We start from the raw sequence: 25,925 nt of genomic DNA, 5'->3' as shown, positions 1-25,925 counted from the left end.
CACCCCCCCCGGCCGATCGGTCCTCCAAACACCCCGCGCGGGCGCGCGGGCGCCGCCCCCCGGCCCCCGGGGCCAAGGCCTTGTCAGGCCGACTTCGACAGGAACTTGACCGCGTCGCCGACGGTCACGATCGTCTCGGCCGCGTCGTCCGGGATCTCGACGCCGAACTCTTCCTCGAAAGCCATGACCAGCTCGACGGTGTCGAGGCTGTCTGCACCGAGGTCCTCGATGAAATTGGCGCCCTCGACAACCTTCTCCGGCTCAACGCCGAGGTGCTCGATCACGATCTTCTTCACGCGCTCGGCGACATCGCTCATGGGTCTTTCCCTCAAACCTCGAAAACACACCGCTGAATGCGACGCGTGGGTGAAACTGATTTCCCGGCCCGGATCTTCGCCTGGCGGCGGACCACGCCGGGGAGTTCATCGCTGCACAAACGCAACAACCGGGCCGGCGTCAAGTCCCAAGAGCACGCGCCGATCAGATTGCAATGCAATCTGATCGGATCACGCGTTCTCCAACAAGAGCTTAGAGACGGATTCACCGATCAGGCTGATTCAGCCTGATCGGATCCGGCTCTAGAACACCGATCGGCGCTTGGCCGGCAGGGTCATTAACACACTCGTAATGGGCTGGCGAGAGCGCAGCACAAACCTTTAAGTGTATTAAAAATCTGAACTAACCAATTCAGATCATTGCCATTCCGCCGTTGACGTGCAGGGTCTGCCCGGTCACGTAGCCGGCTTCCTCGCTGGCGAGATAAGCCACCGCCGCAGCGACGTCCGCTCCCTGGCCGAGGCGCCCCATCGGCACGTCGGCGAGGATGCCCTCGCGCTGCTTCTCGTTCAGCACATCGGTCATCGGCGACTCGATGAAGCCCGGCGCGACGACGTTGACGGTGATGTTGCGGCTAGCGACCTCCGCGGCCAGCGACTTCGACATGCCGATCAGCCCGGCCTTGGAGGCGGCGTAGTTACCCTGCCCCGGATTGCCGCTGGTGCCGACGACGGAGCCGATCGAGACGATGCGGCCATAGCGACGGCGCATCATGCTCTTCACCGCCGCGCGCGAGAGCCGGAAGGCAGCAGTCAGATTGACGGCCAGGACGAGATCCCAGTCCTCGTCCTTGAGGCGCATGAAGAGGTTGTCGCGGGTAACACCGGCATTGTTGACGAGGATGTCGAGCCCGCCGAGCTTGGCCTCGGCCGCCGGCACCAGCGCCTCGACCGAATCGCGGTTCGACAGATCGCAGGGCGTGATCTCGGCCCGCTCGCCGAGCTCCTTCGCCAGAGCTTCCAGCGCCTCGACGCGGGTGCCGGACAAGGCGACGGTCGCGCCCTGGGCATGGAGCCGGCGCGCGATCGCGCCGCCGAGGCCGCCCGTGGCGCCAGTGACCAGCGCCTTCTTTCCCGTCAGATCGAGCATACTGCCTCCCTTGATCGCCGGCTCTATTGCCGTTCAGCCCTTCTGGGCCTTGTAAGCCGCAATGTCGTCGGGCGTGCCGATCGACGCCGCAGTCGTTCCCGCCGCGATACGCTTGACCAGGCCGGCGAGCACCTTGCCCGAGCCGACCTCGTAGAACTGGGTGACACCCGCAGCCGCCATCGCCTCGACGCATTCGCGCCAGCGCACAGTGCCGGTGACCTGCGCCACCAGCGAGGCGCGGATCGCGGCCGGGTCGCTGAGGGGAGCGGCGCCGACATTGGCCATGACCGGCACGACCGGCGCCTGCATCGAAACCTCGGCGAGCGCCGCCTGCATGGCCTCGGCCGCCGGCTGCATCAGGGCGCAGTGGAAGGGCGCGGAGACCGGCAGCAGCATGGCGCGGCGCACGCCGCGTTCGCCGGCGAGCGCGATCGCCCGCTCGACCGCCGCCTTGGCGCCGGAGAGCACGACCTGTCCACCGCCATTGTCGTTGGCCGCCTGGCAAACCTGGCCCTCGGCGGCGTCGGCCGCGATCGCACGGGCCTGCTCCAGCTCGACGCCGAGCAGCGCCGCCATGGCGCCCTCGCCTGCCGGCACCGCCTTCTGCATGGCGTCACCGCGGATGCGCAGCAACCGGGCTGCATCGCTGATCGAAAAGGTGCCGGCCGCAGCCAGCGCCGAATACTCGCCGAGCGAATGGCCGGCGACGAAAGCGGCGTCGTTCTTCAAAGAGAGCCCGGCCTCGGCCTCAAGCACGCGGATCGCGGCCAGGCTCACCGCCATCAGCGCCGGCTGGGCGTTGGCGGTCAGGGTCAGCTCCTCGCCGGGACCGTCCCACATCAGGGTGGAGAGTTTCTGCGAGAGTGCGGCATCGACCTCGTCGAAGACGGCGCGCGCCACCGGAAAGGCTTCGGCGAGCGCCTTGCCCATGCCGACGGCCTGCGAACCCTGCCCTGGAAAGATGAAAGCCGTCGCCATGTCGCAATGGTCCTGAAGATCACGCTTGGTTAATAAAGTCCGGGCGCAGTCGCACCGTGCGGTGGGCCAAGTCAAGGCGTTTACGCGACTAAAGTCGACCTTCGCTGGCATTTTCCGGTGTTTTCCGCTTGCATGATAGAGCGTCCCGCTGTAACGACCGCCTCGGTTTGTTCGGCCGGAGGCTGAACGGACGGCGAAGCGATTCCCAAAAAGGAAGCGTTTTGTAGGCTTCTCCCTGGAGGGCCGCCGTCCCGTGTCTCCGCCTTCGAAGAAATCCTGTCGGGCCTTTATCCAGGGCTCGGAGGGCTCCGCGTCGAACGAAACCGGTGAACGAAGAAAGGCCAATCATGGCATTGTACGAGCACGTTCTGCTCGCGCGGCAAGACGTCAGCGCGCAGCAGGTCGAGGCCCTTGTCGAGCAGTTCAAGGGCATCGTCGAGGCGAATGGCGGTTCCGTCCCCAAGGTCGAGTACTGGGGTGTGAAGTCGCTGGGCTATCGCATCAAGAAGAACCGCAAGGCGCACTACTCGCTGCTGAACATCAACGCTCCCGCGGCGGCCATCGCCGAGATGGAGCGCCAGATGCGCATCAACGAAGACGTGCTGCGCTTCATGACCATCCGCGTCGAGGAACTCGAGGAAGGTCAGTCGGTCATGCTGCAGAAGCGCGACCGCGACGAGCGTAGCGACCGCTTCGACCGTGGTCCGGGCGGCGACCGTTTCGACCGCGGCCCGCGCCGCGAGCGCCCGCGTCGTGAAGACGAGGCGACCACCGAGACCGCTGGGGAGGCCTGAGCATGTCGACTGCATCCGCCGGCGCCCGCCGCCCCTTCTTCCGCCGCCGCAAGTCCTGCCCGTTCTCGGGCGAGGGCGCGCCGAAGATCGACTACAAGGATGTGCGCCTGCTCTCGCGCTACATCTCCGAGCGCGGCAAGATCGTGCCGTCGCGCATCACGGCCGTCTCGGCCAAGAAGCAGCGTGAGCTCGCCCAGGCGATCAAGCGCGCCCGCTTCCTCGGCCTGCTGCCCTACGTCATCCGCTGAGCGGATGAGGATTTCCCCGGCGGCGCCCAGCGCCGCCGGGCTTTCGATCTCACGTGAACTTTAGTCGCCAGGCGGTGAAAACCCGTCTGGTATGTTGAGGCGAAAGCCTCTCACCCTGCCCTTTTCGAGCAGCGGGACAGCAGGACGGATATGCTCCCCATCGTCGGCATCGGCGCCGGGCTGGTTTCAGCCCTCCTGTTCACAGTGGTGATCACCGGATCGCCGCTGGCGCTGCTGTTGTCCTATGTCGCGCCGCTCCCGGTCTTCATCGCCGCCCTCGGCTGGAACCATCGCGCCGGGCTGGTTGCGGTCGCTGCCGGCACGCTTGCCGTCACCGTCGTACTCAAGCTCTCGCTCGGGCTCGCCTTCGCGATCGGCGCGGCTTTGCCGGCCTGGTGGATCGCCTATCTCGCCCTGCTCGCCCGCGGTGACGACCAGGGTAATAGCGAGTGGTATCCACTCGGGCGCCTGCTGGTCTGGATCGCCGCGGTCGCTACGCTGGTGACGGTCGGCGGCGCGCTCGCGATCTCAACCGATTTCGAGACCTATCACCGCGTCATGTCGCATGGCCTGCGTCTCGTGCTGACTGGCGGCGAGGGCATCGGCCCGGTGGTGCGGCTGCCGGCAGGCGTCGATGCCGGCGAGCTTGCGGCGCGGCTCGCTGCCCTGGTCCCCGCCGCGGCCGGCGCCTCCTTCGTGCCGATGATCGTCGCCAATCTCTGGCTGGCGGCGAAGGCCGTCCAGGTTTCCGGCCGGCTACCGCGGCCCTGGCCCCTCATTTCCTCGACGCGCCTGCCGGCGCAGGCGGTCGCCGGGCTACTGGGCGGCATCCTGCTCAGCTTTGCCGGCGGCTTCATCGGCCTTGCCGGCGCTGCCCTGGCCGGTGCGCTGATCGCCGCCTTCGGCCTCGCAGGGCTCGCCGCCGTGCACGACATCAGCCGCGGCAAGGCCTGGCGGACGCCGACGCTGTTCGCGGTCTACCTCGCGCTGGTGATCATGCTGATCACCGTCTTCCCGTTCCTCGCGCTGCTCGGCATCGCCGACGCGCTGATCGACCTTCGCCGGCGCAAGCCGCCGGCGTCGCCTGCTGCCTGAACCAACGCCTATTCACGACATCAAAGGAGAAGACCCATGGAAGTGATCCTGCTCGAACGCGTCGCCAAGCTCGGCCAGATGGGTGAAACCGTCCGCGTGCGCGACGGCTATGCCCGCAATTTCCTGCTCGCCCGCGGCAAGGCCCTGCGCGCCACCGAAGAGAACAAGAAGCGCTTCGAGACCCAGCGTGCCCAGCTCGAGACCCGCAACCTCGAGCTGAAGCGCGAGGCCGATTCGGTCGCCGAGAGCCTCAACGGCCAGTCGGTCGTGATCCTGCGCCAGTCGGGCGAGTCCGGCGTGCTCTACGGCTCGGTCTCGACCCGTGACATCGCCGAGGCGCTGAGCGCCGCCGGCTTCACCGTCGACCGCAACCAGGTCACGCTCAACACCCCGATCAAGACGCTCGGCCTGCACACCGTCCCGGTCGTGCTGCATCCGGAAGTCTCGGTCACCGTGACCGTGAACGTCGCCCGCTCCGCCGAGGAAGCCGAGCGCCAGGCTGCCGGCGAGAACGTCACGGCCCGCGAGGAGTTCGACCTCGACGATCTCGGCCTCGAGGTCGGCGCGGCGCTGGCCGAGGCCGGCGACGACGACCGCTGAGCCCTTTCAGCGGCTTACGCGAGTCAATGGGCGCCGTGGCAACACGGCGCCCTTTTTCATGCGCTGTGGACAGCGTGCAGAGTTGACGGTATTAGGCGTGTTCCTAATTTGTTCATGTTCATGACTCACCGGCATTAACCTATCCAGAGCCATGTCCAGCGCCACCGCCCTCGTCGCCCGCCTCGAAACCAGTCAAGAGGCGAACTTCCGCGTCCAGCCGCACAACATCGAGGCGGAGCAGGCGCTGCTGGGCGCCATCCTGGTCAACAACGATGCGTTCTACCGGGTCTCGGACTTCCTGCAGCCCGAGCACTTCTTCGAGGAGCTGCACCGGCGCATCTTCGAGATGATGGCCAGCATGATCCGGGCGGGCAAGATCGCAACGCCGATCACGCTCAAGACCTTCATCGGCGAGATCGATCTCGGCGGCATCACCGCGCCGCAATACCTCGCCCGGCTCGCGGCCGAAGCGACCACCGTCATCAACGCCGCCGATTACGGGCGGACGATCTACGATCTTGCCATCCGCCGCCAGCTGATCGGCGTCGGCGAGGAGCTCGTCAACGTCGCCTATGATGCGCCGGTCGAGATGGCGCCGCGCGAGCAGATCGAGGACGCCGAGCGCAAGCTCTACGCGCTCGCCGAGAAGGGGCGCTACGAGGGCGGATTCCAGAAATTCGACGGCGCGCTCCGGCTTGCCATCGACATGGCGGCGAGCGCCTTCCAGCGCGCCGGCGGCCTCTCCGGCATCTCGTCCGGCCTGCGCGATCTCGACGCGCGAATGGGCGGCCTGCAGCGCTCCGACCTGATCGTGCTCGCCGGCCGCCCGGCCATGGGCAAGACCTCGCTGGCCACCAACATCGCCTTCAACATGGCCAAGGCCTGGCGGGGCGAGCGCCAGGAGGACGGCTCGATCAAGTCGGTCGACGGCGCCATCGTCGGTTTCTTCTCGCTCGAAATGTCGGCCGACCAGCTCGCCACCCGTATCGTCGCCGAACAATCCAGCATCTCCTCCTACAAGATCAGGCAAGGCCGCATCACCGAAGGCGATTTCGCCCGGCTGACGGATGTCGCCGCCCAGATCGAGAAGCTGCCGCTCTATATCGACCAGACCGGCGGCATCTCGATCGCCCAGCTCGTCGCACGCGCCCGCCGACTGCAGCGCCAGAAGGGTCTCGACGTCCTGTTCATCGACTATTTGCAGCTGCTCTCCGGCTCGGCCAAGAACGGCCAGAATCGCGTCCAGGAACTGACCGAGATCACCACCAGCCTGAAAGCGCTGGCCAAGGAGCTGAACGTCCCGATCATCGCGCTCTCCCAGCTCTCGCGCCAGGTCGAGAACCGCGACGACAAGCGTCCGCAGCTCTCGGACTTGCGCGAATCCGGCTCGATCGAGCAGGACGCCGACGTGGTGATGTTCGTCTACCGCGAAGAGTACTATCTCAAGGCCAAGGAGCCCCGGCCGGGCACCGACGAGCACAACAAATGGGTGATGGAGATGGAGGCGGCCCACGGGCTCGCCGAGCTCATCATCGGCAAGCAGCGCCACGGCCCGACCGGAACTGTCGCCCTGCAGTTCGACGCCGACGTGACGCGCTTCTCCGACAGGGCCGACCAGAGCCATCTACCGGAACGCCTCGAATGAACGCCTTCGACACGCCCGAGAATGCCGGCCACGGCGCCATCCTGACGATCGACCTCGGCGCGCTCGTCGCCAACTGGCGCATGCTGAAGCAGCGCGCCGGCACGGAGGCAGCCGCCGTGGTCAAGGCCAATGCCTATGGCATCGGCATCGAGCCGGCAGTGACCGCGCTCGCAAAGGCCGGCTGCAGGACCTTCTTCGTCGCGCATCTCTCGGAAGCGGTGCGGGCTCGCGCCGTCGCACCGGAGGCGACCATCTATGTGCTGAACGGCCTCGCGCCGGAAACCGGCGGCGCTTATGCCGAGCACGACCTTTCGCCGGTGCTGGGCTCGCATGAGGAGCTGCTCGAATGGGCCGGTTTCCGGCAGAGCGGCGCCAGGGTCCGGCCAGCGGCGCTGCATGTCGACACGGCGATGAACCGGCTCGGGCTCTGGCCCGGCGAAGGGCTCGACCTGGCGCGCGAGAAGAGCGGCGTGATCGCCGCCGCCGGCATCGGGCTGGTGATGAGCCATTTCGCCGCCTCGGAGGTGATCGACGATCCGGCCAATGCCCGACAGGTTTCCGCCTTCGCCGAGATCGCCGCCGCCTTCCCCGGCGTGCCGGCCTCGCTGCTGAATTCGTCCGGCCATTTCCTGCCGGGCTGCCCGTCCTATCAGCTCACGCGGCCGGGCTATGCGCTCTATGGCGGGAATCCGACGCCCGGACAGCCGAACCCGATGCGTCCGGTGGTCGGGCTCGAGGCGCAGATCATCCAGCTGCGCGAGGTCGAGGCCGGGACGCAGGTCGGCTATAACGGCACCTGGACGGCAAAAGGCCGGCGCAAGCTCGCCACCATCTGCCTGGGCTATGCCGACGGCTATCCGCGCAATGCCAGCTGGACCGATCGTTCGCAGGGCGGCTCGGCACTGGTCGGCGGCGTGCGCTGCCCCTTCGTCGGCACGGTCTCGATGGACCTGATCATCGTCGACGTCTCGGACGCCCCCGCAGAAGCCGCCAGACGCGGTGCGCTGGTCACATTGATCGGAGGCGAGCTCGACCTTGAAGCGGTCGGCGCCGGCGCCAAGACAATCGGCTACGAGATCCTGACCAGCCTCGGCCGCCGCCATGCGCGGCGCTATATCGGGCTGTAATGGCCAAGCGCGGTCCGACCTATATCTGCCAAGCCTGCGGCGCGGTCTATCACCGCTGGCAGGGCAAGTGCGATTCCTGCGGCACCTGGTCGTCGCTCGCCGAGGAGGCGCAGGCCGCGCCGGTCCCCGGTGGCGGCCGGGTGCCCTCCGGCGGTCGGGCCCGCGGCCGCATCTTCGCGCTGGAGAGCCTGAAGGGCGAGACGCAGGATGCGCCGCGCATCATCTCGGGGATCGGCGAGCTCGACCGCGTCACCGGCGGCGGCTTCGTGCCGGGCTCGGTCCTGCTGATCGGCGGCGATCCCGGCATCGGCAAGTCGACGCTGCTGATGCAGGCCTGCGCCGCCATGGCATCGAGCGGCCGGCGCGTCGTCTATGTCTCGGGTGAGGAATCGACCAGCCAGGTCCGCCTGCGCGCCCAGCGCATGGGCCTCGCCGAGGCGCCGGTCGACCTCGCCGCCGAGACGAACATCGAGGATATCATCGCAACGCTCGGCCAGGGCCAGCGCCCTGCCCTCGTCGTGATCGATTCGATCCAGACGATGTGGTCCTCCGAGGTCGAGAGTGCGCCCGGCACGGTGACGCAGGTGCGCGGCTCGGCCCAGGCGCTGATCCGCTACGCCAAGACCTCGGGCGCCTGCCTGATCCTGGTCGGCCATGTCACCAAGGACGGCCAGATCGCCGGGCCCCGCGTGGTCGAGCACATGGTCGACGCGGTGCTGTCCTTCGAGGGCGAAGGCACGCATTCCTTCCGTATCCTGCGCGGCCAGAAGAACCGCTTCGGCGCCACCGACGAGATCGGCGTCTTCGAGATGACCGGCGCCGGCCTGTCCGAAGTCGGCAACCCCTCTGCCCTGTTCCTCGCCGGACGCGACCAGGATGCGCCGGGTGCGGCCGTGCTCGCCAGCATCGAGGGCACACGGCCGGTCCTGGTCGAGATCCAGGCACTGGTGGCGCCGAGCGCGCTCGGCACGCCGCGCCGCGCCGTGGTCGGCTGGGAGAACAGCCGCCTCGCCATGGTGCTGGCGGTGCTGGAGACGCATGGTGGGCTGAAGCTCGGCCAGCATGATGTCTATCTCAACGTCGCCGGCGGCCTGCGCGTCGGCGAGCCGGCGGCGGACCTTGCCGTCGCCGCAGCGCTCGTCTCCTCGCTGACCGGGGCGATCCTGCCCTCGGGCGCGGTCCATTTCGGCGAGATCGCGCTCTCAGGCGCGATCCGGCCGGTCTCGGTCGCCGCTGCCCGGCTGCGGGAGGCCGCCAAGCTCGGTTTTGAAAGTGCCGTTCTGCCCTCGGCAGGGGCCGATATCGGCGACGGCAACGGCCTGAGATTGCGGCGCCTCAGCCATGTCGGCGAACTCGTCGCCGAAATCGCAGCAAGCGCCCCGCGAGCCCGCTCCGGTCAGCGCGCTCAGCAAGCGGACCGGTAAAATCGTCTCCATTTGAAGCGCGAGAAGCGGATTCAGCGATCAGCTTGGATAACTTGGCAGAATCCAGTTCTCGCAGCGCAAAATGAACCGACTGCATGGGTGACGTGCGGCACGCGAGCGGGTATAGCAAAATCCGCCCGGCCCACCCATTTGACGCGTGCCGGCCCCGATTTTGCAGCGAAGCGGCCCAGACATGCCTGTGACCATTCTCGATCTCGTCGTCATCGGCGTGGTGCTGATCTCGGCTTTGCTGGCGGCCGTGCGCGGCTTGACGCGCGAAGTGCTGGCGATCGCCTCCTGGGCGGCGGCGGCCGTCGTCGCCTGGATCTTCCATCCGCAACTGCTGCCGCTGGCGCAGCAGCACATCCCGAACAAGACCGTGGCGCTGGTCGCGGTGATCGCGGCGCTATTCCTGGGCACGCTGATCATCGTCTCGCTGATCACGGCGCGGATTTCGGACTTCGTTCTCGATTCGCGCATCGGCGCGCTCGACCGCACCCTCGGCTTCGTCTTCGGCGCCGCCCGCGGCCTGCTGCTCGCGGTCGTCGGCTATCTCTTCTTCACCGCGCTGGTGCCTGAGAAGATGCAGCCGGCCTGGGCGCGTGATTCGCGCTCGAAGCCGCTGCTGGAGGAAACCGGCCGCAGCCTGCTCACAATGCTGCCGCAGGATATCGATTCAGAGTTCGTGAAGAAGCTGCTGCAACCGAAGGCGCCCGAGTCGACCGACGCACCGGCCGAGGAGCCGCGCACGCCCGGCGCCACCCCGCCGGCCGGCGGCACCGCCCCGGCTGACCCGCAGCGCCGCACCCAGGCGCCCGCCACCGATCGGCAGGCCCTGCAGCGCGTGATCGATTCGACCGCTCCGGCCACCACCGGCGCCACGCCTGCCCCGGCGCAACGCCGGCCCTGATCGGAACCAGAGCATGGTCCCATCACAAAAACGGCATCCGTTCTTGTGATGGGGCGATGCTCCAACAAGTAGTTGGCAAATTCTTTCCGATGGGCCGCTCCGGCCGAATGGAAAGCGTACCGAAGCCGCGATGGAGCCTGCGATGAGCCTGATCCACGATGCCGACGCCGTGTTCGACCCGAATGCCGATCGCCTGCGCGAGGAGTGCGGCGTCTTCGGCATTTTCGGACATGAGGATGCGGCGGCGCTGACCGCGCTTGGGCTGCATGCCTTGCAGCATCGCGGCCAGGAAGCGACCGGCATCGTCTCGTTCGATGGCAAGCGCTTCCATACGGAGCGTCAGCTCGGCCTGGTCGGCGACGTCTTCTCCGACGCCAGCGTGATCGAAAAGCTGAAGGGCAAGCAGGCGATCGGCCATGTCCGCTATTCGACCACCGGCGAGACCATCCTGCGCAATGTCCAGCCCCTGTTTTCCGAGCTGCATGGCGGCGGCTTCGCGGTCGCCCATAACGGCAACCTGACCAACGGGCTGACGCTGCGGCGCAATCTCGTCCGCGACGGCGCGATCTACCAGTCGACCTCCGACACCGAGGTCGTGCTCCACCTCGTCGCCCGCAGCCGCAAGCCGAAATTCATCGAGCGCTTCATCGACGCGCTGCGCCAGATCGAGGGCGCCTATGCCTTCGTCGGCATCACCAACAAGAAGTTGGTCGGCGCGCGCGATCCGCTCGGCATCCGCCCGCTGGTGCTCGGCGAGCTGAACGGCTGCCCGATCCTGACCTCAGAGACCTGCGCGCTCGACATCATCGGCGCCAAATTCGTCCGCGAGATCGAGAATGGCGAGGTCGTCGTCATCTCCGAGCAGGGCATCGAGAGCCACAAGCCTTTCCCGCCGGTGCCGGAGCGGCCCTGCGTTTTCGAGTACATCTATTTCGCCCGGCCGGATTCGATCGTGAAGGGCCGCAGCATCTATGAGCGGCGCAAGGCGATGGGCGCCCAGCTTGCGCTGGAAGCCCCGACCGAGGCCGACGTGATCGTGCCGGTGCCGGATTCCGGCGTACCGGCGGCGCTCGGCTATGCCCAGGCGAGCGGCATCCCGTTCGAGCTCGGCATCATCCGGAACCACTATGTCGGCCGCACCTTCATCGAGCCGACGCAGAAGGTGCGCGAGCTCGGCGTGCGCCTGAAGCACTCTGCCAATCGCAGCGTGGTCGAGGGCAAGCGCATCGTGCTGGTCGACGATTCGATTGTGCGCGGCACGACCTCGCTGAAGATCGTCAAGATGATGCGCGAGGCCGGCGCGCGCGAGGTGCATTTCCGCATTTCCTCGCCGCCGATCACCCATCCCGACTATTATGGCATCGACACGCCCGACCAGCAGAAGCTGCTTGCTGCGACCCATACGCTCGAGGAAATGCGCCAGTTCGTCGGCGCCGATTCGCTCGCCTTCATCTCGGTCGACGGGCTCTACAAGGCGATGGGCCATGAGCGGCGCGATCCGACCCGGCCGCAATTCACCGACCATTGCTTCACCGGCGACTATCCGACTTCGCTGACCGACCTCGTCGGCGAGAGCGCCAAGCAGCAGATGTCGCTGCTGGCCGAAGCTGGCTGAGCCTTTCGACAGGACTTCGATGACCAAGCCTCTGGAAGGGCGCATTGCGCTCGTCACCGGCGCGTCGCGCGGCATCGGCCGCGCTGCGGCGCTCGCCTACGCCGAGGCCGGCGCCCATGTCATCGCCCTGGCGCGCACCACCGGCGCGCTCGAGGAACTCGATGACGAGATCCGGGCGATCGGCGGCAGCGCGACGCTGGTGCCGGTCGACCTCGCCGATGCCGAGGCGATCGAGAAGCTTGGCCCGGCTCTGCTGGAGCGCTGGGGCCGGCTCGACATCCTGCTCGCCAATGCCGGCATCCTCGGCCCGCTTTCACCGCTGACCCATGTCAGCGCCAAGGAGTGGGCGCAGGTCTTCGACATCAATGTCAGCGCCAACTGGCGGCTGCTGAAATCGGTCGAGCCAGCGCTGAAAGCCTCCGAATCCGGCCGCGCGATCTTCGTATCGTCCGGCGCGGCGCATAAGGGTCTGGCCTATTGGGCTCCGTACGCGGTCTCCAAGGCGGCGCTCGAAGCGATGGCGCGCAGCTATGCCGACGAGACCCGGAACACCAATCTGCGCGTCATGCTGGTCAATCCCGGGCCGCTGCGCACCCGGATGCGCGCCCAGGCGATGCCGGGCGAAGACCCCCAAACGCTGAAGACGCCGGAAGAACTGGCGCCGCATCTGGTCGCAATCGCCTCGCCGGAGTGGACCGAGACCGGCAAGATCTTCGATTTCCCGCAAGGCAAGGTTCTGACGCCGCAGATGCCGGCGTAGCAGGCGCCGTCATTCTCGGCCGGAGCGTAGCGAAGAGCCGAGAATCTCAGGACCAGTAGGCGCGGACTGGAGCATCATTCGGCCGGAGATGCTCGGGTCGAGCCCGAGCATGACGCGCCTCTCATCGCGCCGCCACATACTCCCGCACCACCGCGATCAGGTCGGGCACGGTCAGGTTCGGCAGGGCCGCCATCTCGTCGAGCGAGAACCAGCCGATCCGGACATGCTCGTCGGAGAGGTTCTCCGCCTCGCCGCCGTCCCAACCCGAGACGACATAGATGTGGTGCAGCGCGGCGCCGTTGCGCTCGGGGAAGCGTTCCTCGGCCGAGAGCATCAGGCGGTAGGTCAGCGGCGCCAGCCCGACCTCCTCGCGGCATTCGCGGATGAGCGCGGCTTCGAGTTCCTCGCCCGCCTCGACCCGGCCACCGATCGCGTCCCAATGATCGGCCCAGGCGCGCTTCCAAGACGCGCGCAAGCCGAGCAGCACCCGCCCGTCGGCGCGCAGGAAGAGCGCGCTGACGGTCTCCAGCATCAGCCCTTGCTCTTGTCGTAGGGGTTGGCGCCGCCGCGGGTATGGAGCCGGATCGGCGTGCCCGGCAGCTCGAAGGCCTCGCGCAGGTTGTTGGTCAGATAGCGCAGATAGGACACCGGCAGATGCTCGAGCTGGTTGCCGAACAGCGCAAAGGTCGGCGGCCGCGCCTTGGCCTGCGTCATATAGCGAATCTTGATGCGCCGGCCGGCGACGGCCGGCGGCGGATGGGCCGAGAGCACGCCTTCGAGCCAGCGATTGATCCTCGCGGTCGAGACACGGCGATTCCAGACCTCATAGGCGCGGAAGACCGCCTGCATCAGCCGGTCGATACCCTCGCCGGCGATCCCCGAGAGCGGCACGATCTCGACGCCGCGAATCTGCGCCAGCAGATGGTTGGCCTTCTCCTTCAGCTCGGCGAGCAGGCCCTGCTTGTCGGCGACGAGGTCCCATTTGTTCAGGCCGATGATGACGGCGCGGCCCTCGCGCTCGGTCAGGTCGGCCAGCGTCAGGTCCTGCTTCTCGAACGGGATGGTCGCGTCGAGCAGGACGACGACGACCTCGGCGAAGCGTATGGCGCGCAGCGAATCCGCCACGGCGAGCTTCTCCAGCTTCTCGTCGATGCGGGCGCGCTTGCGCATGCCAGCAGTGTCGAACAGCTTCACCGGCCGGCCACGCCATTCCCATTCGACCGAGATGGTGTCGCGGGTGATGCCGGCCTCGGGGCCGGTCAGCAGGCGCTCCTCGCCGATCATCCGGTTGACCAGGGTCGACTTGCCGGCATTCGGGCGGCCGATGATGGTGACGCGCAGCGGCCGGTTGGGGTCGGCGTCCTCATCGTCCGCAACCGCGGCAGGCGCATCGGCCCACGCCTCCTCCTCGTCCTCTTCCGGCTCGTCGACGATATAGGGCGCGAGCGCTTCAAGCAGGTCGGCGGTGCCTTCGCCATGCTCGGCCGAGAACGGCACGGGATCGCCGAGGCCGAGCGAATAGGCCTCCATGACGCCGTCCTTGCCCTTGTTGCCCTCGGCCTTGTTGGCGAGCAGGATCACGGGCTTGCCCGAGCGGCGCACCAGATCGGCGAAAGGCTGGTCCATCGGCGTCAGGCCGAGCCTGGCGTCGATCATGAACAGGATGACGTCGGCCTGCTCGATCGCGGTTTCGGTCTGGGCGCGCATGCGGCCAGCGAGCGAATCCTTGTCGGCCTCTTCGAGACCGGCAGTGTCGATCACCGTGAAGCGCAGATGGCCGAGGCTGGCCTCGCCCTCGCGGCGGTCGCGGGTGACACCCGGCTGATCGTCGACCAGCGCCAGCTTCTTGCCGACGAGCCGGTTGAACAGGGTCGACTTGCCGACATTGGGCCGGCCGACGATGGCGATGATGGCGCTCATGATCCGTCTTTAATGCAGCATCGGGCCTCGTCCGGAAAGTGGGCCCACTCTCCGGTCCGAAGCCCCAGCCTGATGGCTGCCGCCCGCAAGGGCGGCGTCCGATTTCAGTTCTTGGTGGTGACGGGGCCGCCGCGCACCAGCGTCAGATAAAGCTCGACGCGCTGGCGCAGCACCTGCGGCGATTGCGGGTCGGCGACGACGGCGTCGAACCAGCGCCCGGCATCCTCGAAGAGGTTGGCCTTCAGCGCGGCGATGCCGAGGAACTCGCGGGCCGAATGGCGCCAGAGCCCGGTCGGCGTCGCCAGCGGCTCGAGCTCCTTGCGCAGCTCGGCATAGGGCACGAGGTCGACGCGCAGCATGCCGGCGCGCAGGCGGGCGAGATCGCGATGATACTGGTCGAGCGCGGCATCGTTGGCGAGAGCGTCAAAGGCGGCCGCACCGGCGGCCGCATCGCGCTTGCCGACCTCGGCCGCGAGGCGGAAGCGCGAGAGCAGGCGATAGCCCGCCGGAGCATTGGCGGAGAGCTCGGTCAGCGTCGCCTCGGCCGCGCTGGCGTCGTTGTCGCGCGAGGCGCGCACCGCCGCCTCGAACTTTGCGCCGACGGCCTCGGCCTTCTTGCGCTCCTGCTGCTGCCAGAACTGCCAGCCGGCGACACCGGCCACCGCCAGTACGGCGATGGCGATGAAGACATTGCCATACTTCTTGAAGACGGCGGCCGCCTTGTCGCGGCGGACCTCCTCATCGATCTCGCGGAAAATATCGGACATGACGCCTCAAACTGACCTTCGCGCGCTTTCCACCTGACCGACATCGGTCAAACGGACAGAATTCGCGCGAAGCTGAAAAACTGCGCATGCCGGGTAGCACCTTTGCCGGCGGAATGCGAGCCGGAACGGCCACACGGAGCCGTCAGCGCAGGCTTATTGCGGCGCTACGCCGCCGCAGCCAATCCTGTGATCACAGTATCGATGAGCTTGCGCCATTCGCCGGCGTCAGCTCCCCCCGCGATGGCGAGAGCAGCACGGTCATAGGCAGCGCTCAGGAGCTGTGCGGTCGGCGCCAGCGGCAGCGCCGGCAGCGCACCGACCTGCATCGCCGCCGCGAGCCCTTCGCGCAAGGTCCGCCCGCCATGGCGGGCGTCGATCGCATCGAGCTCATCTCGGCCGAGTACGGCGGCGGCGTCGATCAGCAGCAGCTGGGTCCGGCCCGGGACCTGCATCGCCTCCAGAAAGGCCGCGCCGCCCTTGCTGAAGGCCTTCAGCGGCGACAGGCCAGGCCGGGCCGCACCCTCGATCTCATGCGCGACCGCGGCCGATTCCGCCTCGACCACCGCCCGGAACAGCGCCCGCTTGTCGGCGAAGTGGTGATAGAGCGCGCCCCGCGTCACGCCAGCCTCGGCCACCAGCTCGGGCGTGCCCGTCTCGGCATAGCCGCGATCAACGAAGAGCTTGCGCCCGGCGGCGATCAACGCGGCCCGGGTGGTTTCGGAGCGATCCCTGTTGGATCGGCGTCCACTCTCTTGCATACATGCAGCCTGTATGTTATTTCACATAAACATGCAGATTGTATGTTTATGAAGAGAGGCAGGCAAGCCCATGAAAGTCACGAGCTATTACCCGGTGATCATGACCGAGAAGGTCGCCGAGACCGCCGCCTTCTACATCGCGCATTTCGGTTTCGAAGCACTGTTCGAGGCCGATTGGTACGTCCACCTGCAGTCGACCGTGGACGAGCGGGTCACGCTCGCGGTGCTGAATGGTAGCCATGAGACGATCCCCCTCCCCGGCCGCGGGCGCGTCCGCGGGCTGATCCTGAATTTCGAGGTCGAGGACGTCGATGCGGAATACGCCCGGCTAAAGGCAGCCGGCCTGCCGATCCTGCAGGAACTACGCGACGAATGGTTCGGCCAGCGTCACTTCATCACCGCCGATCCGAGCGGCGTGCTGGTCGATGTGATCAAGCCGATCCCGATGAGCGCACCGCCCGAAGCCCACGCTTGATCGTGCAGTCCATGGCAGGCACCTTGCTTCGGCTTCCGCCATCACAGTGGCAAGGAGAGCGCCATGAACCGGATCGCCAGCGGGCTCGGAGCAGCCCTATTCACCCTCGCCTCGCTCGGCGCGGCGCAGGCGGCGCCGACCAAGGTCAAGGTCTTCGTCGCCTCGATGTTCGAGATCGGCGCCAATAGCGGCGACCGGGCCGGCGAGTTCCAGCACTGGTATGAGCGCTATTGGCAGAAGAGCCAGCCGCACGAGGTGCGCGGCGCGCTGAAGCCGATCTATTGCAATGGCGACGGCGTCTGCGGCGCAGTGCTCGGCATGGGCAAGGTCAATTCCTCCTCCTCGATGCAGGCGATCCTGCTCGACCCGGACTACGATTTCTCGCAGGCCTATTTTATCATCACCGGCGTTGCTGGCACGCCGCCTTCGCGCGGCACGATCGGCGATGTCTCCTGGGGTACCTGGCTGGTCGACTATGATCTCGGCCATCGCTGGGCGCCGGAGGAAGGCAAGCCGGGCGAGCCGGTGTTCATCCCGCGCAAGGGCTATGAGGAGTATCGGGTCTTCAAGCTCAATCCGGCGCTGGTCGGCTGGGCGACGCGGCTGAGCGCCGGGGTCAACCTCCAGGATTCGGAGTCGGCAAAGCAATACCGCCAGCGCTATCCGGACGAGAAGGCGCGGGCGGCGCCATCGGTCCAGACCGGCACGCACATGACCGGCGACACCTTCTTCCATGGCCCCGGCCTGTCGAAGGAGGCGCAGTACATGGCCAAGCTCTATGGCGCGGACGACTACGTGATCACCGAGATGGAGGCGGCGGCGATCACGCTGGTGATCAAGCGGCAGTTCGGCACCGACCGGATCCTCAGCCTGCGCGGCGCGGTCAATTTCGACCAGGGCAACCCGAACGAGACGACGCAGCAGCATCTCGACCCGGCGCCGGGCCAGACGGCCGGCGGCTTCGCCGAGACCGTCGCCAATGTCGAGGCGGTCGGCTCGCGCGTCGTCGATCACATCGTCGGCAATTGGAGCGAGTGGCAGAAAGGCGTGCCGCCGCTCGCGGCCAAGTAGCTTTCAGGCCGTCTTGTCGGCCCGGAACAGCAGGCTGCCATCGCCATAGGAGTAGAAGCGATAGCCCTCGGCGATGGCGTGGGCGTAGGCACGCTTCATCACATCGAGCCCGCTGAAGGCGCTGACCAGCATGAACAGCGTCGAGCGCGGCAGGTGGAAATTGGTCATCAGCAGGTCGACGGCGCGGAAGCGATAGCCCGGCGTGATGAAGATCGCCGTGTCGCCCGAGAACGGCTTGATGATGCCATCCTCGCCGGTCGCGCTTTCGAGCAGACGCAGTGAGGTCGTGCCGACCGCGATGATGCGCCCGCCGGCGGCGTGAACCGCGTTGAGCGCGTCGGCCGTCGCGGCGCTGACCGTGCCCCATTCGGCGTGCATGCGGTGTTCGTCGGTGTCCTCCGCCTTGACCGGCAGGAAGGTGCCGGCGCCGACATGCAGCGTGACGAAATGGCTGGAGACGCCGCGCGACTTCAGCGCCGCGAACAGCTCCGGCGTGAAGTGCAGGCCTGCCGTCGGCGCGGCGACGGCGCCCTCCTCGCGGGCATAGGTCGTCTGGTAGTCGCGGGCATCGGCCTGGTCGGTCGCGCGCTTGCCGGCGATATAGGGCGGCAGCGGCAATTCGCCGAGCCGCGCGATCGCCTCGTCGAGATAGGGGCCGTTCAGCGAGAAGCGCAGGCCGATATCGCCGCCCTCCCCCTTGTCCTCGACCTCGGCCTGGAGACGGGCGAGCTCGCAGGCATTGCCGGCGCCGTCGCTGTCGAAGACGATCGTCTCGCCGACGGCGAGCTTCTTGGCCGGACGGGCGAAAGCGCGCCAGCGATCATCCGCCTCGCGCTTGTGCAGCATGATCTCGATGCGGGCGGAGGTTTCGCCGCGATAGCGCCGCCCCCAGAGCCGCGAGGGAATGACGCGGGTGTCGTTCAGCACCAGCGCATCGCCGGGCTGCAGCAATTCGACAAGGTCACGGATGCCGCGGTCTTCGAACGGCTCGGTCGCGTCGGGACGGACGACGAGCAGCTTCGCGGCATCGCGCGGGCTCACCGGCCGCAGCGCGATGAGTGCCTCGGGCAGATCGAAGTCGAAGAGGTCGACGTCCATGGGCCGATCCTAAAAAGTCATCCCGGGCCGACCAAGTCGACCCGGGATGACTTTGTTCGCAACCAGTGGGAACGCCTCAGGCGTCCGCCTGAACCTTCATCGAGACGATGGAGTCGGGATCGCGCACCGGCTCGCCGCGCTTGATGTTGTCGACGTTCTCCATCCCCTCAACGACCTGGCCCCAGACCGTGTACTGCTTGTCGAGGAAGCGGGCGTCGTCGAAGACGATGAAGAACTGGCTGTTGGCCGAGTTCGGGTTCTGGGCGCGGGCCATCGAGCAGATGCCGCGGACATGCGGCTCGGCGTTGAACTCCTGGGCGAGGTCCGGATAGCTCGAGCCGCCGGTGCCGGTGCCGTGCGGGCAGCCGACCTGCGCCATGAAGCCGTCGATGACGCGGTGGAAGACGATGCCGTCATAGAAGCCCTCGCGGGCGAGCAGCTTGATGCGCTCGACATGCTTGGGGGCGAGGTCCGGACGCAGCTTGATCACCACGCGGCCCTTGGTGGTCTCCATGACGAGGGTGTTCTCGGGGTCGAGCGACATCAGACTGATCTTTCGTTTGTCGGCACGCGGCCGAAGAAGCGGATGATGATCGGGCGGCCTGCGATACTCCCTCCAAGCCCCGGCGACAACCTCATCGGCGTGCAATCGCGCACGGCCCGCATCAGCGAGTCGGTGAAACGCTCGCGCAGGCCCTCCGGCGCTCGCCGCATCTCCCAGGTGACGCGCGGCTGGCCGAAGAGCGTGCCGTCGCGGCGCAGGCTGAAGCGGACGCTGGCGGCCGCACTGTCCCCCACCGCGAGCGCAGGCGGTTTCCAGCAGCGTCGCAGCGCCGGACCGATCTGGTCGAGCCGGTCGACTGTCTCCTCGCCAATGCCGATCGTCTCGGGATTGACGGTGCCGATGACGCCGCGATCGACGCCGGGCGTCGGCGACGGCACGACCGGGCGGCGAGCGCCCTCGCCGAACGGGCCACCGATGCCCGGCATGTAGCGCTGCCCCGATTGCGGCGGCAGCACCGGGTTCTGCGAACCCGAGGGCGGTGGCAGGACGGGGTTCTGCGAGCCGGACGACGGCGGCAGGCCGAGATCGCGCGTGTCCTGCGCTTGCCCCGCGCTGCCGGCCAGAGCCAGCAGCAGGAGTGCGAGCACAGGAACGCGCGACCGGCGCATGGCCTTACTTCGCGTCGGCCAGGAGGCGCATGCGGATGATCTTGTCGGGGCCGCTCACCGAGCCATTGTTGGCACTGCTGCCCTTCTTGATCTTGCGCACGGCGTCCATGCCGGAGACGACCTCGCCGAACAGGGTGTACTGGCCGGTCAGAGAGCCGCAGCCCTCGAAGCAGATGAAGAACTGCGAATTGGCCGAGTTCGGGCTCTGCGAACGCGCCATGCCGACCGAGCCAACCTTGTAGGGCGTCGGGGTGAATTCGGCCGGGATGTTCGGCAGGTCGGAGCCGCCGGTGCCGTCGCCCTTCGGGTCGCCGGTCTGGGCCATGAAGCCGTCGATGACGCGGTGGAAGACGATGCCGTCATAGAAGCCGCGCTTGGTCAGCGCCTTGATCTGCTCGACATGCTTGGGCGCAAGATCAGGCCGCAAGCGGATGGTGACGCGTCCGTCCTTGGTGTCGAGCGCCAGGGTGTTCTGCGGGTCGAGATTGGCCGGTGCGGGCGCCTGGGCCTGAGCCAGGCCGATGGAAGCGGAAAGCGCCAGGACGGCGAGCGTGGTGCGAAGCATCGGAAACCTCTCCTGACCGCCGGAACGGCCCGGCGCATCTGACCTTGCGAGGTAGCCGCATCCTATGACTGGAACAAGGCGCGGAATCGTGCACGGAGCACAATGTTGCACCGCACAAGAACAAACTGGAATAATTTTGCAAAAAGTTCGGACACCGGCTGCCTAAACAGGTGACAACATTATTGCGATCGGCTAATCACTCTGTCGCTGGGCTCGCCCGACCGTTTTCCGGGCGCCGCGGACCAGGTCTCGGGAGGAACAAACAGCCGTCTAGTATATGAGTGCGCATAAACAATGGCGCGCCGATACTGCGGTAAAAAACAGACTTCCAAAGGCAAGGCGAAAGCCTTGCCTTTTGTTTTGGTCTATACGCTCAGCTATACTGAACATTGTTCAGGCGTCGAGCTGAGTCCAGATATACCAGACGATGCAGAACGCGATCGCCGCGATGATCGACGTCGCGACCGCCTTCTTGGCCAGGCCCGGCAGAACCGGCGCGCCGGGATCGGTGCCCTTCTCGACCTCGCCGCTCTCGGCCTGGCTGCGCACGCCAAAGGGCAGTGTCACGAACAGCACCGTCCACCAGATCACGAAATAGACCGCGAGCCCGCCGCCGATCGTCATGACGCGCTGCCTTCTGAGACCAGCGCAATACAGGCGAACGCGACCTTGGCCTCTGTCGGCACGCCGAAGCGTGCCGTGTGCCTCGCCGGCAAGCCATTCGGAAAATGCTTCACATACTCGGCGTTGCAGGCGGCATAGTCGCCGGGGTCGGTGATCAGCATCGTCATCTGCACGACCCGATCGAGACTGGAGCCAGCCTGCGCCAGGATGCTTGCGACATACGCCAGCGCCTGCCTCACCTGCTCAGCGGGCGTCTCACCACGGACGATGCCATTCGCCGGATCATGCGGCGCCGACTGGCCGGAGACGAAGACCAGCCCGCCCGCTCGCGTGGCGAGGCTGAAGGGGCGCGGCGATCCGGCCTCCGGTTCGCCGAAGAAGGTGATCTCGGACGTCATGGCTCAGGCCTGCTCCAGCTCGACGAGCGTGCCGCAGAAGTCCTTGGGGTGCAGGAAGAGCACCGGCTTGCCGTGGGCGCCGATGCGCGGCTCGCCCGAGCCCAGCACGCGGGCGCCCTGCGCCTTCAAGCGGTCGCGGGCGGCGAGGATGTCGTCGACCTCGTAGCAGATGTGGTGGATGCCGCCGTCGGCATTGCGCTCGAGGAACTTGGCGATCGGCGAATCCGCGCCCATCGGCTCCAGCAACTCGATCTTGGTGTTCGGCAGCTCGACGAAGACGACGGTGACGCCGTGCTCCGGCTGCGGCAGCGGCTGCGAGACCCGCGCGCCGAGCGTGTCGCGATAGAGCGCGGTCGAGGCGGCGAGATCCTTCACGGCGATGGCGACGTGGTTGAGGCGTCCGATCATTCCAGGGCTCCGTTCAGGCGCGGCGTTCAGCGGGCGGTATGCCCGATCCTACACCGTGATCACCAGCGCGTTCACCAGCGGCTTCTTGCCCCACTCCTCGTTGACGGCGCTGCGCACGCCGCGTTCGAGCGCGTTGCGCACCGCTTCGGGATCGCGGCGCTTGCCCTTGGGCATGCCCTCGATCAGATCCTCGACCGCATCGGCGACGATGTCGTCGAAGGGCGTGCCGTCCTTGGCAGCGAGCGGCAGGCCGATCAGCGCGACCTCCGGGTCGCCGGCGAGCTCGCCCTTCTCGTCCAGGGCCACCGCGATCGAAATGACGCCGGCGAAGGAGAGCTTGCGACGCTCGGGAATGGTGCGGTCGAGCGCGCCGATCAGGAGCTCGCCATCCTGGTAGAGCCGGCCGTGCTGGACCTCGGTGAGCTTGCGAGCACCGTCTTCGGCGATCGCGACGACGTCGCCATTGCCGGCGCGCAGCACATGCTTGACGCCGAGGCTGCGGGCGAAGGTCGCGTGCTCGGTCAGGTGCTGGTCCTCGCCATGGGCAGGGATGGCGATCTTCGGCTTCAGCCAGCCATACAGCCGTGCCAGTTCCTCACGCCGCGGATGGCCGGAGACGTGGACGAGATGGGTGCGGTCGGTGATGATCTCGATATTATCGCGCGCCAGCCGGTTGAGAATAGCGCCGACCGCCCTCTCGTTGCCCGGGATGGTGCGCGAAGAGAAGATCACCCGGTCGCCGGGCGAGAGCGCGATCTCGGGATGGTCGTCGGCGGCGATGCGCGACAGCGCGGCGCGCGGCTCGCCCTGGCTGCCGGTCACGAGCGCGACGACCTTGTCGCGCGGCAGGTAGCCATAGGTATCGACGCCGCGGAAAGCCGGGATGCCCTCGAGGAAGCCGCATTCGCGGGCGACGTCGATGACGCGGTCCATGGCGCGGCCGACCACGACGACCTCACGCTGGTTCGCCATCGCCGCCTCGGCGACGGCGCGCAGGCGCGCCACGTTCGAGGCAAAGGTGGTGACGGCGACGCGGTTCGGAGCGGAAGCCACCAGTTCCTTGAGCTTGGCCGCGACATCGGCCTCGCTCGGGCTGATGCCATCGCGCAGAACATTGGTGGAATCGCAGACCAGCGCCAGCACGCCCTCCTCGCCGAGCTCGCGCAGGCGCGCCTCGTCGGTCGGCAGGCCGACACGCGGAGTCGGGTCGATCTTCCAGTCGCCGGTGTGGACGACGAGACCGGCCGGCGTGCGGATCGCGAGCGCGTTCGATTCCGGGATCGAGTGCGCCACCGGCACGAACTCGATGTCGAACGGCCCGAGCGTGAAGCGCCCGCCCTGCGCGACGATATTCATCTCGACCTTTGGCGCGCCCGGCTCTGAGAGGCGCCGCGTCCCCAGCAGGCCGGCGGCAAAGCGCGTGCACCAGACCGGAACGCGCAGCGAGGGCCAGAGCGCCGCGAGCGCGCCGATATGGTCCTCATGGGCGTGAGTGATGACGATGCCGAGCAGGTTGGCCCGATCCTGGATGATGTAGCTGAGGTCGGGCAGGACGATGTCGACCCCCGGCGCTTCCGGCCCGGCGAAGGAAAGCCCGCAATCGACCAGGATCCATTTGCGCTTCTTCTCCGGCCCGAAGCCGTAGAGCGCGGCATTCATGCCGATCTCGCCGAGGCCACCGAGCGGAACGAAGACGAGCTGGTCGCTGGAACGGGTCACTGGCTATCCTGACGTTCTATGCTGAGGCGGGCAAAAGCGGGCGGCGGCAGGCCTAGCATGCTCTCCGACGCGCCTCCATAGCGGCAGGAGCAGGCAGAAGCGTTGCCTCAACCTGCCGGTGCGCCTGAATTGGGCGAGGAACCGAAATAGAGATCGCCGGCATCGATCAGCCGTCGCCCGGCTTCGGTCTCAAGTTCGAGCCGCCCGGAGGCGTCGAGCCCGAGGAAGCGGCCGGAGACCGATCCTTCCGGCAGGCGCATGGTGATGGTCTGCCCGAGATAGGCGGCTCGCTCCAGCCAGGCGGCACGGGTCGGGCCGAAGCCGCCGGGCAATGACCATGCCGAGAAGCGCCGGTGCCAGGCGTCGGACAGCGCCAGCAGCAGGCGCTCGACATTCGCTTCGTCGGCGTGCGCGGCAAGGCGCGTCGCCGGATAGGGCGTATCCTGCGGTGCGGAGGCGACGTTGACGCCGATCCCGATGACGACGTTGAAGCGCCCTGCCCGGTTCTCGCCTTCCAGCAAGAGGCCGGAGGTCTTGGCGCCGTCGATCAGCAGGTCGTTCGGCCATTTCAGGGCAAGCGCCGGATGGGATAGCCCCGTCACCGCCGCTGCTGCATCATGCAAGGCAAGTCCGGCGACGAAACCGAGCTGCGGCGCCAGCGCCGGCTCGCAGGGCGCGACCAGAAGCAGGCTGGCGTAGAGATTGCCGGGCGGCGAGCCCCAATACCGGCCATGCCGGCCGCGACCGGCATTCTGGCTTTTCGCGACGATCCAGAGTCGGCCCGGATCACCCTCGCCCAGCGCGCGACGCGCCTCCTCCATAGTGGAGGCGACCTCGTCGCGGACGATCAGGCGATAGCCGGCGGCGCGGGCGCTTTCGCCGAGCACTCCAGCGCTCAGAACAGCGACTTCGCCGCCGCGGCAGCGGAGTCGAACAGCGGCGCCGGCATCAGGGACAGCACCAGCACGAACAGCGCCGAGATCAGCAGCACCGTGCGCACGCCGGCATCGCCCTTGTCGAAGGCGGGCCTGGCGTCGTCGAAATAGATCACCTTGACGATGCGCAGATAGTAATAGGCGCCGACCACGCTGGTGATCACGCCGACCACGGCGAGCACGTAGAGCTTGGCCTCGATCGCGGCGAGGAAGACGTACCACTTCGCCCAGAAGCCGGCGAGCGGCGGGATGCCGGCAAGCGAGAACATCATCATCGACATCGCGAACGCCATCCAGCCATTGGTGCGGGACAGGCCGGCGAGCTCGCCGATCTCCTCGACCGGTTTGCCATTGCGGTTCATCATCAGCACGCAGGCGAAGGCGGCGAGCGTGGTGGCGAGATAGATCGCCATATAGGTCATCACACCCTGGACGCCGGCCGGAGTGCCGGCGGCGAGGCCGACCAGCGCATAGCCCATATTGGCGATCGAGGAATAGGCGAGCAGTCGCTTGATGTTGGTCTGGCCGATCGCGGCGAAGGCGCCGAGCGCCATCGAGGCGATCGCCATGAAGACGATGATCTGCTGCCAGTCATGCAACGCGCCCGGGAAGGCGCCGACGAAGATGCGCACGGTCATCGCCATCGCCGCCATCTTCGGCGCCGAGGCGAAGAAAGCCGCGACCGGGGTCGGGGCGCCCTCATAGACGTCCGGCGTCCACATGTGGAACGGCACGGCCGAGATCTTGAAGGCGACGCCGGCGGCGACGAAGACGAGGCCGATGATCAGGCCGATGCCAGGATGGCCGCCTTTCACCGCTTCGGCGATGCCGGCATAGCTCACCGTGCCGGTGAAGCCATAGACCATGGACGAGCCGTAGAGCAGCATGCCCGAGGAGAGCGCGCCGAGGACGAAATACTTCAGGCCCGCTTCGGTCGAGCGCGGGTTGTCGCGGTCGAAGGCGGCGACGACATACAGCGCGAGCGATTGCAATTCCAAGCCAACGTAAAGACCGATCAGGTCGCTGGCCGAGATCATCATCATCATGCCGATGGTGGCGAGGACGACGAGGATCGGGAACTCGAAGCGCATTGCGCCGTCGCGGCGCAGGAAATCGGCTGAGAGCACGATCGCGGCCGCGGCGCCGATCAGCGTCAGCACCTTCATGAAGCGGGCGAAGCCGTCGGCGACGAAGGCGCCGTTGAAGGTGACGACCTTGCCCTCGCCGCGCAGGACGAGCACCAGCGCCAGAGCCAGCAGCGCCAGCGCCGCGATCTCGAGCGTGCGCGTAGAGCGCTCGCCCTGGATCGCGCCGTAGAGCACCATGGCGATGGCGCCCAGCGCCATGACGATTTCCGGGAGCGCCGGACCGAAAGCAGGCAAGGTGGTCATCG

29 protein-coding genes are annotated in these 25,925 nt (G+C 67.3%); 12 read left to right on the top strand and 17 right to left on the bottom strand.

Features of this window, described 5'->3' with window-relative positions:
- Nucleotides 1-83: 83 nt before the first annotated feature.
- From ACQKLX_RS12630 to fabD, 3 genes are all read right to left on the bottom strand, one after another.
- Nucleotides 84-317: an acyl carrier protein gene (locus ACQKLX_RS12630; RefSeq protein WP_043236751.1), complete on the bottom strand. Its 234-nt coding sequence runs from the start codon at nt 315-317 to the stop codon at nt 84-86.
- Between the two features lie 370 nt (nt 318-687).
- Nucleotides 688-1,425 carry a 3-oxoacyl-[acyl-carrier-protein] reductase gene (gene fabG / locus ACQKLX_RS12625; protein WP_427361910.1) on the bottom strand — a complete coding sequence of 246 codons (738 nt, stop codon included), beginning with the start codon at nt 1,423-1,425 and terminating at the stop codon, nt 688-690.
- Nucleotides 1,426-1,458: 33 nt separating this feature from the next.
- Nucleotides 1,459-2,403 (bottom strand): ACP S-malonyltransferase, encoded by a 945-nt coding sequence (gene fabD, locus ACQKLX_RS12620; RefSeq protein WP_427361909.1) that lies wholly within the window; start codon nt 2,401-2,403, stop codon nt 1,459-1,461.
- A 347-nt stretch (nt 2,404-2,750) separates the two neighbouring features.
- On the opposite strand from fabD, the gene rpsF reads away from it, so the two are divergent.
- The 10 genes from rpsF to ACQKLX_RS12570 all read left to right on the top strand — a co-directional run bounded on the left by rpsF (nt 2,751) and on the right by ACQKLX_RS12570 (nt 12,621).
- Complete coding sequence (gene rpsF, locus ACQKLX_RS12615; protein ID WP_427361908.1) at nt 2,751-3,197, top strand: 30S ribosomal protein S6; 447 nt, start codon at nt 2,751-2,753, stop codon at nt 3,195-3,197.
- A gap of 2 nt (nt 3,198-3,199) precedes the next feature.
- Entirely contained in the window at nt 3,200-3,445 is a 246-nt protein-coding gene (rpsR, locus tag ACQKLX_RS12610) for a 30S ribosomal protein S18 (protein WP_038367644.1), read from the top strand.
- 150 nt (nt 3,446-3,595) lie between these two features.
- Nucleotides 3,596-4,540 carry a hypothetical protein gene (locus ACQKLX_RS12605; protein ID WP_427361907.1) on the top strand — a complete coding sequence of 315 codons (945 nt, stop codon included), beginning with the start codon at nt 3,596-3,598 and terminating at the stop codon, nt 4,538-4,540.
- Nucleotides 4,541-4,576: 36 nt separating this feature from the next.
- Entirely contained in the window at nt 4,577-5,140 is a 564-nt protein-coding gene (gene rplI / locus ACQKLX_RS12600; protein WP_377795550.1) for a 50S ribosomal protein L9, read from the top strand.
- A 151-nt stretch (nt 5,141-5,291) separates the two neighbouring features.
- On the top strand, nt 5,292-6,785 hold the full coding sequence (locus ACQKLX_RS12595) for a replicative DNA helicase (protein ID WP_427361906.1): 1,494 nt from the start codon (nt 5,292-5,294) through the stop codon (nt 6,783-6,785).
- Nucleotides 6,782-7,912 carry an alanine racemase gene (gene alr / locus ACQKLX_RS12590; protein WP_427361905.1) on the top strand — a complete coding sequence of 377 codons (1,131 nt, stop codon included), beginning with the start codon at nt 6,782-6,784 and terminating at the stop codon, nt 7,910-7,912. Before ACQKLX_RS12595 ends, alr begins: the two co-directional genes overlap by 4 nt.
- A complete protein-coding gene (radA, locus tag ACQKLX_RS12585) occupies nt 7,912-9,336 on the top strand; it encodes a DNA repair protein RadA (RefSeq protein WP_427361904.1) in 1,425 nt (474 codons plus the stop codon). Before alr ends, radA begins: the two co-directional genes overlap by 1 nt.
- A 193-nt stretch (nt 9,337-9,529) precedes the next feature.
- Nucleotides 9,530-10,246 (top strand): CvpA family protein, encoded by a 717-nt coding sequence (locus ACQKLX_RS12580; protein WP_427361903.1) that lies wholly within the window; start codon nt 9,530-9,532, stop codon nt 10,244-10,246.
- A gap of 142 nt (nt 10,247-10,388) precedes the next feature.
- Entirely contained in the window at nt 10,389-11,861 is a 1,473-nt protein-coding gene (gene purF, locus ACQKLX_RS12575; RefSeq protein WP_427361902.1) for an amidophosphoribosyltransferase, read from the top strand.
- Nucleotides 11,862-11,880: 19 nt separating this feature from the next.
- On the top strand, nt 11,881-12,621 hold the full coding sequence (locus tag ACQKLX_RS12570; RefSeq protein ID WP_427361901.1) for an SDR family NAD(P)-dependent oxidoreductase: 741 nt from the start codon (nt 11,881-11,883) through the stop codon (nt 12,619-12,621).
- A gap of 121 nt (nt 12,622-12,742) precedes the next feature.
- Here the strand turns inward: ACQKLX_RS12570 and ACQKLX_RS12565 are convergent, their stop codons facing one another.
- The 4 genes from ACQKLX_RS12565 to ACQKLX_RS12550 all read right to left on the bottom strand — a co-directional run bounded on the left by ACQKLX_RS12565 (nt 12,743) and on the right by ACQKLX_RS12550 (nt 16,066).
- Nucleotides 12,743-13,153 carry an NUDIX hydrolase gene (locus ACQKLX_RS12565; protein WP_427361900.1) on the bottom strand — a complete coding sequence of 137 codons (411 nt, stop codon included), beginning with the start codon at nt 13,151-13,153 and terminating at the stop codon, nt 12,743-12,745.
- Nucleotides 13,153-14,541, bottom strand: a complete 1,389-nt coding sequence (gene der, locus ACQKLX_RS12560; RefSeq protein WP_427361899.1) for a ribosome biogenesis GTPase Der — start codon at nt 14,539-14,541, stop codon at nt 13,153-13,155. The genes ACQKLX_RS12565 and der overlap by 1 nt, the downstream gene beginning before the upstream one ends.
- Before the next feature lie 104 nt (nt 14,542-14,645).
- Nucleotides 14,646-15,308, bottom strand: coding sequence for a tetratricopeptide repeat protein (locus ACQKLX_RS12555; protein ID WP_427361898.1), 663 nt, complete (start codon nt 15,306-15,308; stop codon nt 14,646-14,648).
- Nucleotides 15,309-15,472: 164 nt separating this feature from the next.
- Nucleotides 15,473-16,066, bottom strand: a complete 594-nt coding sequence (locus ACQKLX_RS12550; RefSeq protein WP_427361897.1) for a TetR/AcrR family transcriptional regulator — start codon at nt 16,064-16,066, stop codon at nt 15,473-15,475.
- Nucleotides 16,067-16,136: 70 nt separating this feature from the next.
- Here ACQKLX_RS12550 and ACQKLX_RS12545 point away from each other — a divergent pair, with 70 nt between their 5' ends.
- Both ACQKLX_RS12545 and ACQKLX_RS12540 read left to right on the top strand, forming a co-directional pair.
- Complete coding sequence (locus ACQKLX_RS12545; RefSeq protein WP_427361896.1) at nt 16,137-16,541, top strand: VOC family protein; 405 nt, start codon at nt 16,137-16,139, stop codon at nt 16,539-16,541.
- 63 nt (nt 16,542-16,604) lie between these two features.
- Complete coding sequence (locus ACQKLX_RS12540) at nt 16,605-17,612, top strand: purine-nucleoside phosphorylase (RefSeq protein ID WP_427361895.1); 1,008 nt, start codon at nt 16,605-16,607, stop codon at nt 17,610-17,612.
- 3 nt (nt 17,613-17,615) lie between these two features.
- Here the strand turns inward: ACQKLX_RS12540 and queA are convergent, their stop codons facing one another.
- The 10 genes from queA to nuoN all read right to left on the bottom strand — a co-directional run bounded on the left by queA (nt 17,616) and on the right by nuoN (nt 25,923).
- Nucleotides 17,616-18,710, bottom strand: coding sequence for a tRNA preQ1(34) S-adenosylmethionine ribosyltransferase-isomerase QueA (gene queA / locus ACQKLX_RS12535; protein WP_427361894.1), 1,095 nt, complete (start codon nt 18,708-18,710; stop codon nt 17,616-17,618).
- Nucleotides 18,711-18,786: 76 nt separating this feature from the next.
- Nucleotides 18,787-19,254, bottom strand: a complete 468-nt coding sequence (locus tag ACQKLX_RS12530) for a peptidylprolyl isomerase (RefSeq protein ID WP_427361893.1) — start codon at nt 19,252-19,254, stop codon at nt 18,787-18,789.
- Nucleotides 19,254-19,883, bottom strand: a complete 630-nt coding sequence (locus ACQKLX_RS12525; RefSeq protein WP_427361892.1) for a hypothetical protein — start codon at nt 19,881-19,883, stop codon at nt 19,254-19,256. Before ACQKLX_RS12525 ends, ACQKLX_RS12530 begins: the two co-directional genes overlap by 1 nt.
- A 4-nt stretch (nt 19,884-19,887) precedes the next feature.
- Nucleotides 19,888-20,448, bottom strand: coding sequence for a peptidylprolyl isomerase (locus ACQKLX_RS12520; RefSeq protein ID WP_427361891.1), 561 nt, complete (start codon nt 20,446-20,448; stop codon nt 19,888-19,890).
- Nucleotides 20,449-20,841: 393 nt separating this feature from the next.
- Nucleotides 20,842-21,072: a DUF1467 family protein gene (locus ACQKLX_RS12515; RefSeq protein WP_427361890.1), complete on the bottom strand. Its 231-nt coding sequence runs from the start codon at nt 21,070-21,072 to the stop codon at nt 20,842-20,844.
- Nucleotides 21,069-21,470, bottom strand: a complete 402-nt coding sequence (locus tag ACQKLX_RS12510; protein ID WP_427361889.1) for a RidA family protein — start codon at nt 21,468-21,470, stop codon at nt 21,069-21,071. The genes ACQKLX_RS12515 and ACQKLX_RS12510 overlap by 4 nt, the downstream gene beginning before the upstream one ends.
- 3 nt (nt 21,471-21,473) lie before the next feature.
- Entirely contained in the window at nt 21,474-21,878 is a 405-nt protein-coding gene (gene mce, locus ACQKLX_RS12505; protein ID WP_092154233.1) for a methylmalonyl-CoA epimerase, read from the bottom strand.
- A gap of 48 nt (nt 21,879-21,926) precedes the next feature.
- Nucleotides 21,927-23,597 carry a ribonuclease J gene (locus ACQKLX_RS12500; RefSeq protein WP_427361888.1) on the bottom strand — a complete coding sequence of 557 codons (1,671 nt, stop codon included), beginning with the start codon at nt 23,595-23,597 and terminating at the stop codon, nt 21,927-21,929.
- A 107-nt stretch (nt 23,598-23,704) separates the two neighbouring features.
- Entirely contained in the window at nt 23,705-24,484 is a 780-nt protein-coding gene (locus tag ACQKLX_RS12495; protein WP_427361887.1) for a biotin--[acetyl-CoA-carboxylase] ligase, read from the bottom strand.
- Nucleotides 24,485-24,492: 8 nt separating this feature from the next.
- The gene (gene nuoN / locus ACQKLX_RS12490; protein ID WP_427361886.1) at nt 24,493-25,923 is read right to left on the bottom strand and encodes an NADH-quinone oxidoreductase subunit NuoN; all 1,431 of its coding nucleotides are present in this window, start codon (nt 25,921-25,923) and stop codon (nt 24,493-24,495) included.
- Nucleotides 25,924-25,925 lie beyond the last annotated feature (2 nt).

This window comes from Allobosea sp. NPDC003192 (genome assembly GCF_050275675.1).
GTDB lineage: Bacteria > Pseudomonadota > Alphaproteobacteria > Rhizobiales > Beijerinckiaceae > Allobosea.
This window is presented reverse-complemented; position numbering and strand designations above follow the sequence as displayed.

Excerpts from the sequence above, each read along its gene's own strand:
- ACQKLX_RS12530 (WP_427361893.1), bottom strand. The coding sequence starts at position 19,254 with ATGTCGCTCGACCCCGAGAACACCCTCGTCATGGAGACCACCAAGGGC.
- ACQKLX_RS12555 (WP_427361898.1), bottom strand. The coding sequence starts at position 15,308 with ATGTCCGATATTTTCCGCGAGATCGATGAGGAGGTCCGCCGCGACAAG.
- ACQKLX_RS12510 (WP_427361889.1), bottom strand. The coding sequence starts at position 21,470 with ATGACGTCCGAGATCACCTTCTTCGGCGAACCGGAGGCCGGATCGCCG.
- fabG (WP_427361910.1), bottom strand. The coding sequence starts at position 1,425 with ATGCTCGATCTGACGGGAAAGAAGGCGCTGGTCACTGGCGCCACGGGC.
- ACQKLX_RS12525 (WP_427361892.1), bottom strand. The coding sequence starts at position 19,883 with ATGCGCCGGTCGCGCGTTCCTGTGCTCGCACTCCTGCTGCTGGCTCTG.
- nuoN (WP_427361886.1), bottom strand. The coding sequence starts at position 25,923 with ATGACCACCTTGCCTGCTTTCGGTCCGGCGCTCCCGGAAATCGTCATG.
- ACQKLX_RS12545 (WP_427361896.1), top strand. The coding sequence starts at position 16,137 with ATGAAAGTCACGAGCTATTACCCGGTGATCATGACCGAGAAGGTCGCC.
- ACQKLX_RS12540 (WP_427361895.1), top strand. The coding sequence starts at position 16,605 with ATGAACCGGATCGCCAGCGGGCTCGGAGCAGCCCTATTCACCCTCGCC.
- ACQKLX_RS12550 (WP_427361897.1), bottom strand. The coding sequence starts at position 16,066 with ATGCAAGAGAGTGGACGCCGATCCAACAGGGATCGCTCCGAAACCACC.
- ACQKLX_RS12595 (WP_427361906.1), top strand. The coding sequence starts at position 5,292 with ATGTCCAGCGCCACCGCCCTCGTCGCCCGCCTCGAAACCAGTCAAGAG.
- ACQKLX_RS12580 (WP_427361903.1), top strand. The coding sequence starts at position 9,530 with ATGCCTGTGACCATTCTCGATCTCGTCGTCATCGGCGTGGTGCTGATC.
- fabD (WP_427361909.1), bottom strand. The coding sequence starts at position 2,403 with ATGGCGACGGCTTTCATCTTTCCAGGGCAGGGTTCGCAGGCCGTCGGC.
- rpsR (WP_038367644.1), top strand. The coding sequence starts at position 3,200 with ATGTCGACTGCATCCGCCGGCGCCCGCCGCCCCTTCTTCCGCCGCCGC.
- rpsF (WP_427361908.1), top strand. The coding sequence starts at position 2,751 with ATGGCATTGTACGAGCACGTTCTGCTCGCGCGGCAAGACGTCAGCGCG.
- queA (WP_427361894.1), bottom strand. The coding sequence starts at position 18,710 with ATGGACGTCGACCTCTTCGACTTCGATCTGCCCGAGGCACTCATCGCG.
- rplI (WP_377795550.1), top strand. The coding sequence starts at position 4,577 with ATGGAAGTGATCCTGCTCGAACGCGTCGCCAAGCTCGGCCAGATGGGT.
- purF (WP_427361902.1), top strand. The coding sequence starts at position 10,389 with ATGAGCCTGATCCACGATGCCGACGCCGTGTTCGACCCGAATGCCGAT.
- ACQKLX_RS12605 (WP_427361907.1), top strand. The coding sequence starts at position 3,596 with ATGCTCCCCATCGTCGGCATCGGCGCCGGGCTGGTTTCAGCCCTCCTG.
- ACQKLX_RS12570 (WP_427361901.1), top strand. The coding sequence starts at position 11,881 with ATGACCAAGCCTCTGGAAGGGCGCATTGCGCTCGTCACCGGCGCGTCG.
- ACQKLX_RS12515 (WP_427361890.1), bottom strand. The coding sequence starts at position 21,072 with ATGACGATCGGCGGCGGGCTCGCGGTCTATTTCGTGATCTGGTGGACG.
- mce (WP_092154233.1), bottom strand. The coding sequence starts at position 21,878 with ATGATCGGACGCCTCAACCACGTCGCCATCGCCGTGAAGGATCTCGCC.
- radA (WP_427361904.1), top strand. The coding sequence starts at position 7,912 with ATGGCCAAGCGCGGTCCGACCTATATCTGCCAAGCCTGCGGCGCGGTC.
- alr (WP_427361905.1), top strand. The coding sequence starts at position 6,782 with ATGAACGCCTTCGACACGCCCGAGAATGCCGGCCACGGCGCCATCCTG.
- der (WP_427361899.1), bottom strand. The coding sequence starts at position 14,541 with ATGAGCGCCATCATCGCCATCGTCGGCCGGCCCAATGTCGGCAAGTCG.
- ACQKLX_RS12630 (WP_043236751.1), bottom strand. The coding sequence starts at position 317 with ATGAGCGATGTCGCCGAGCGCGTGAAGAAGATCGTGATCGAGCACCTC.
- ACQKLX_RS12520 (WP_427361891.1), bottom strand. The coding sequence starts at position 20,448 with ATGCTTCGCACCACGCTCGCCGTCCTGGCGCTTTCCGCTTCCATCGGC.
- ACQKLX_RS12565 (WP_427361900.1), bottom strand. The coding sequence starts at position 13,153 with ATGCTGGAGACCGTCAGCGCGCTCTTCCTGCGCGCCGACGGGCGGGTG.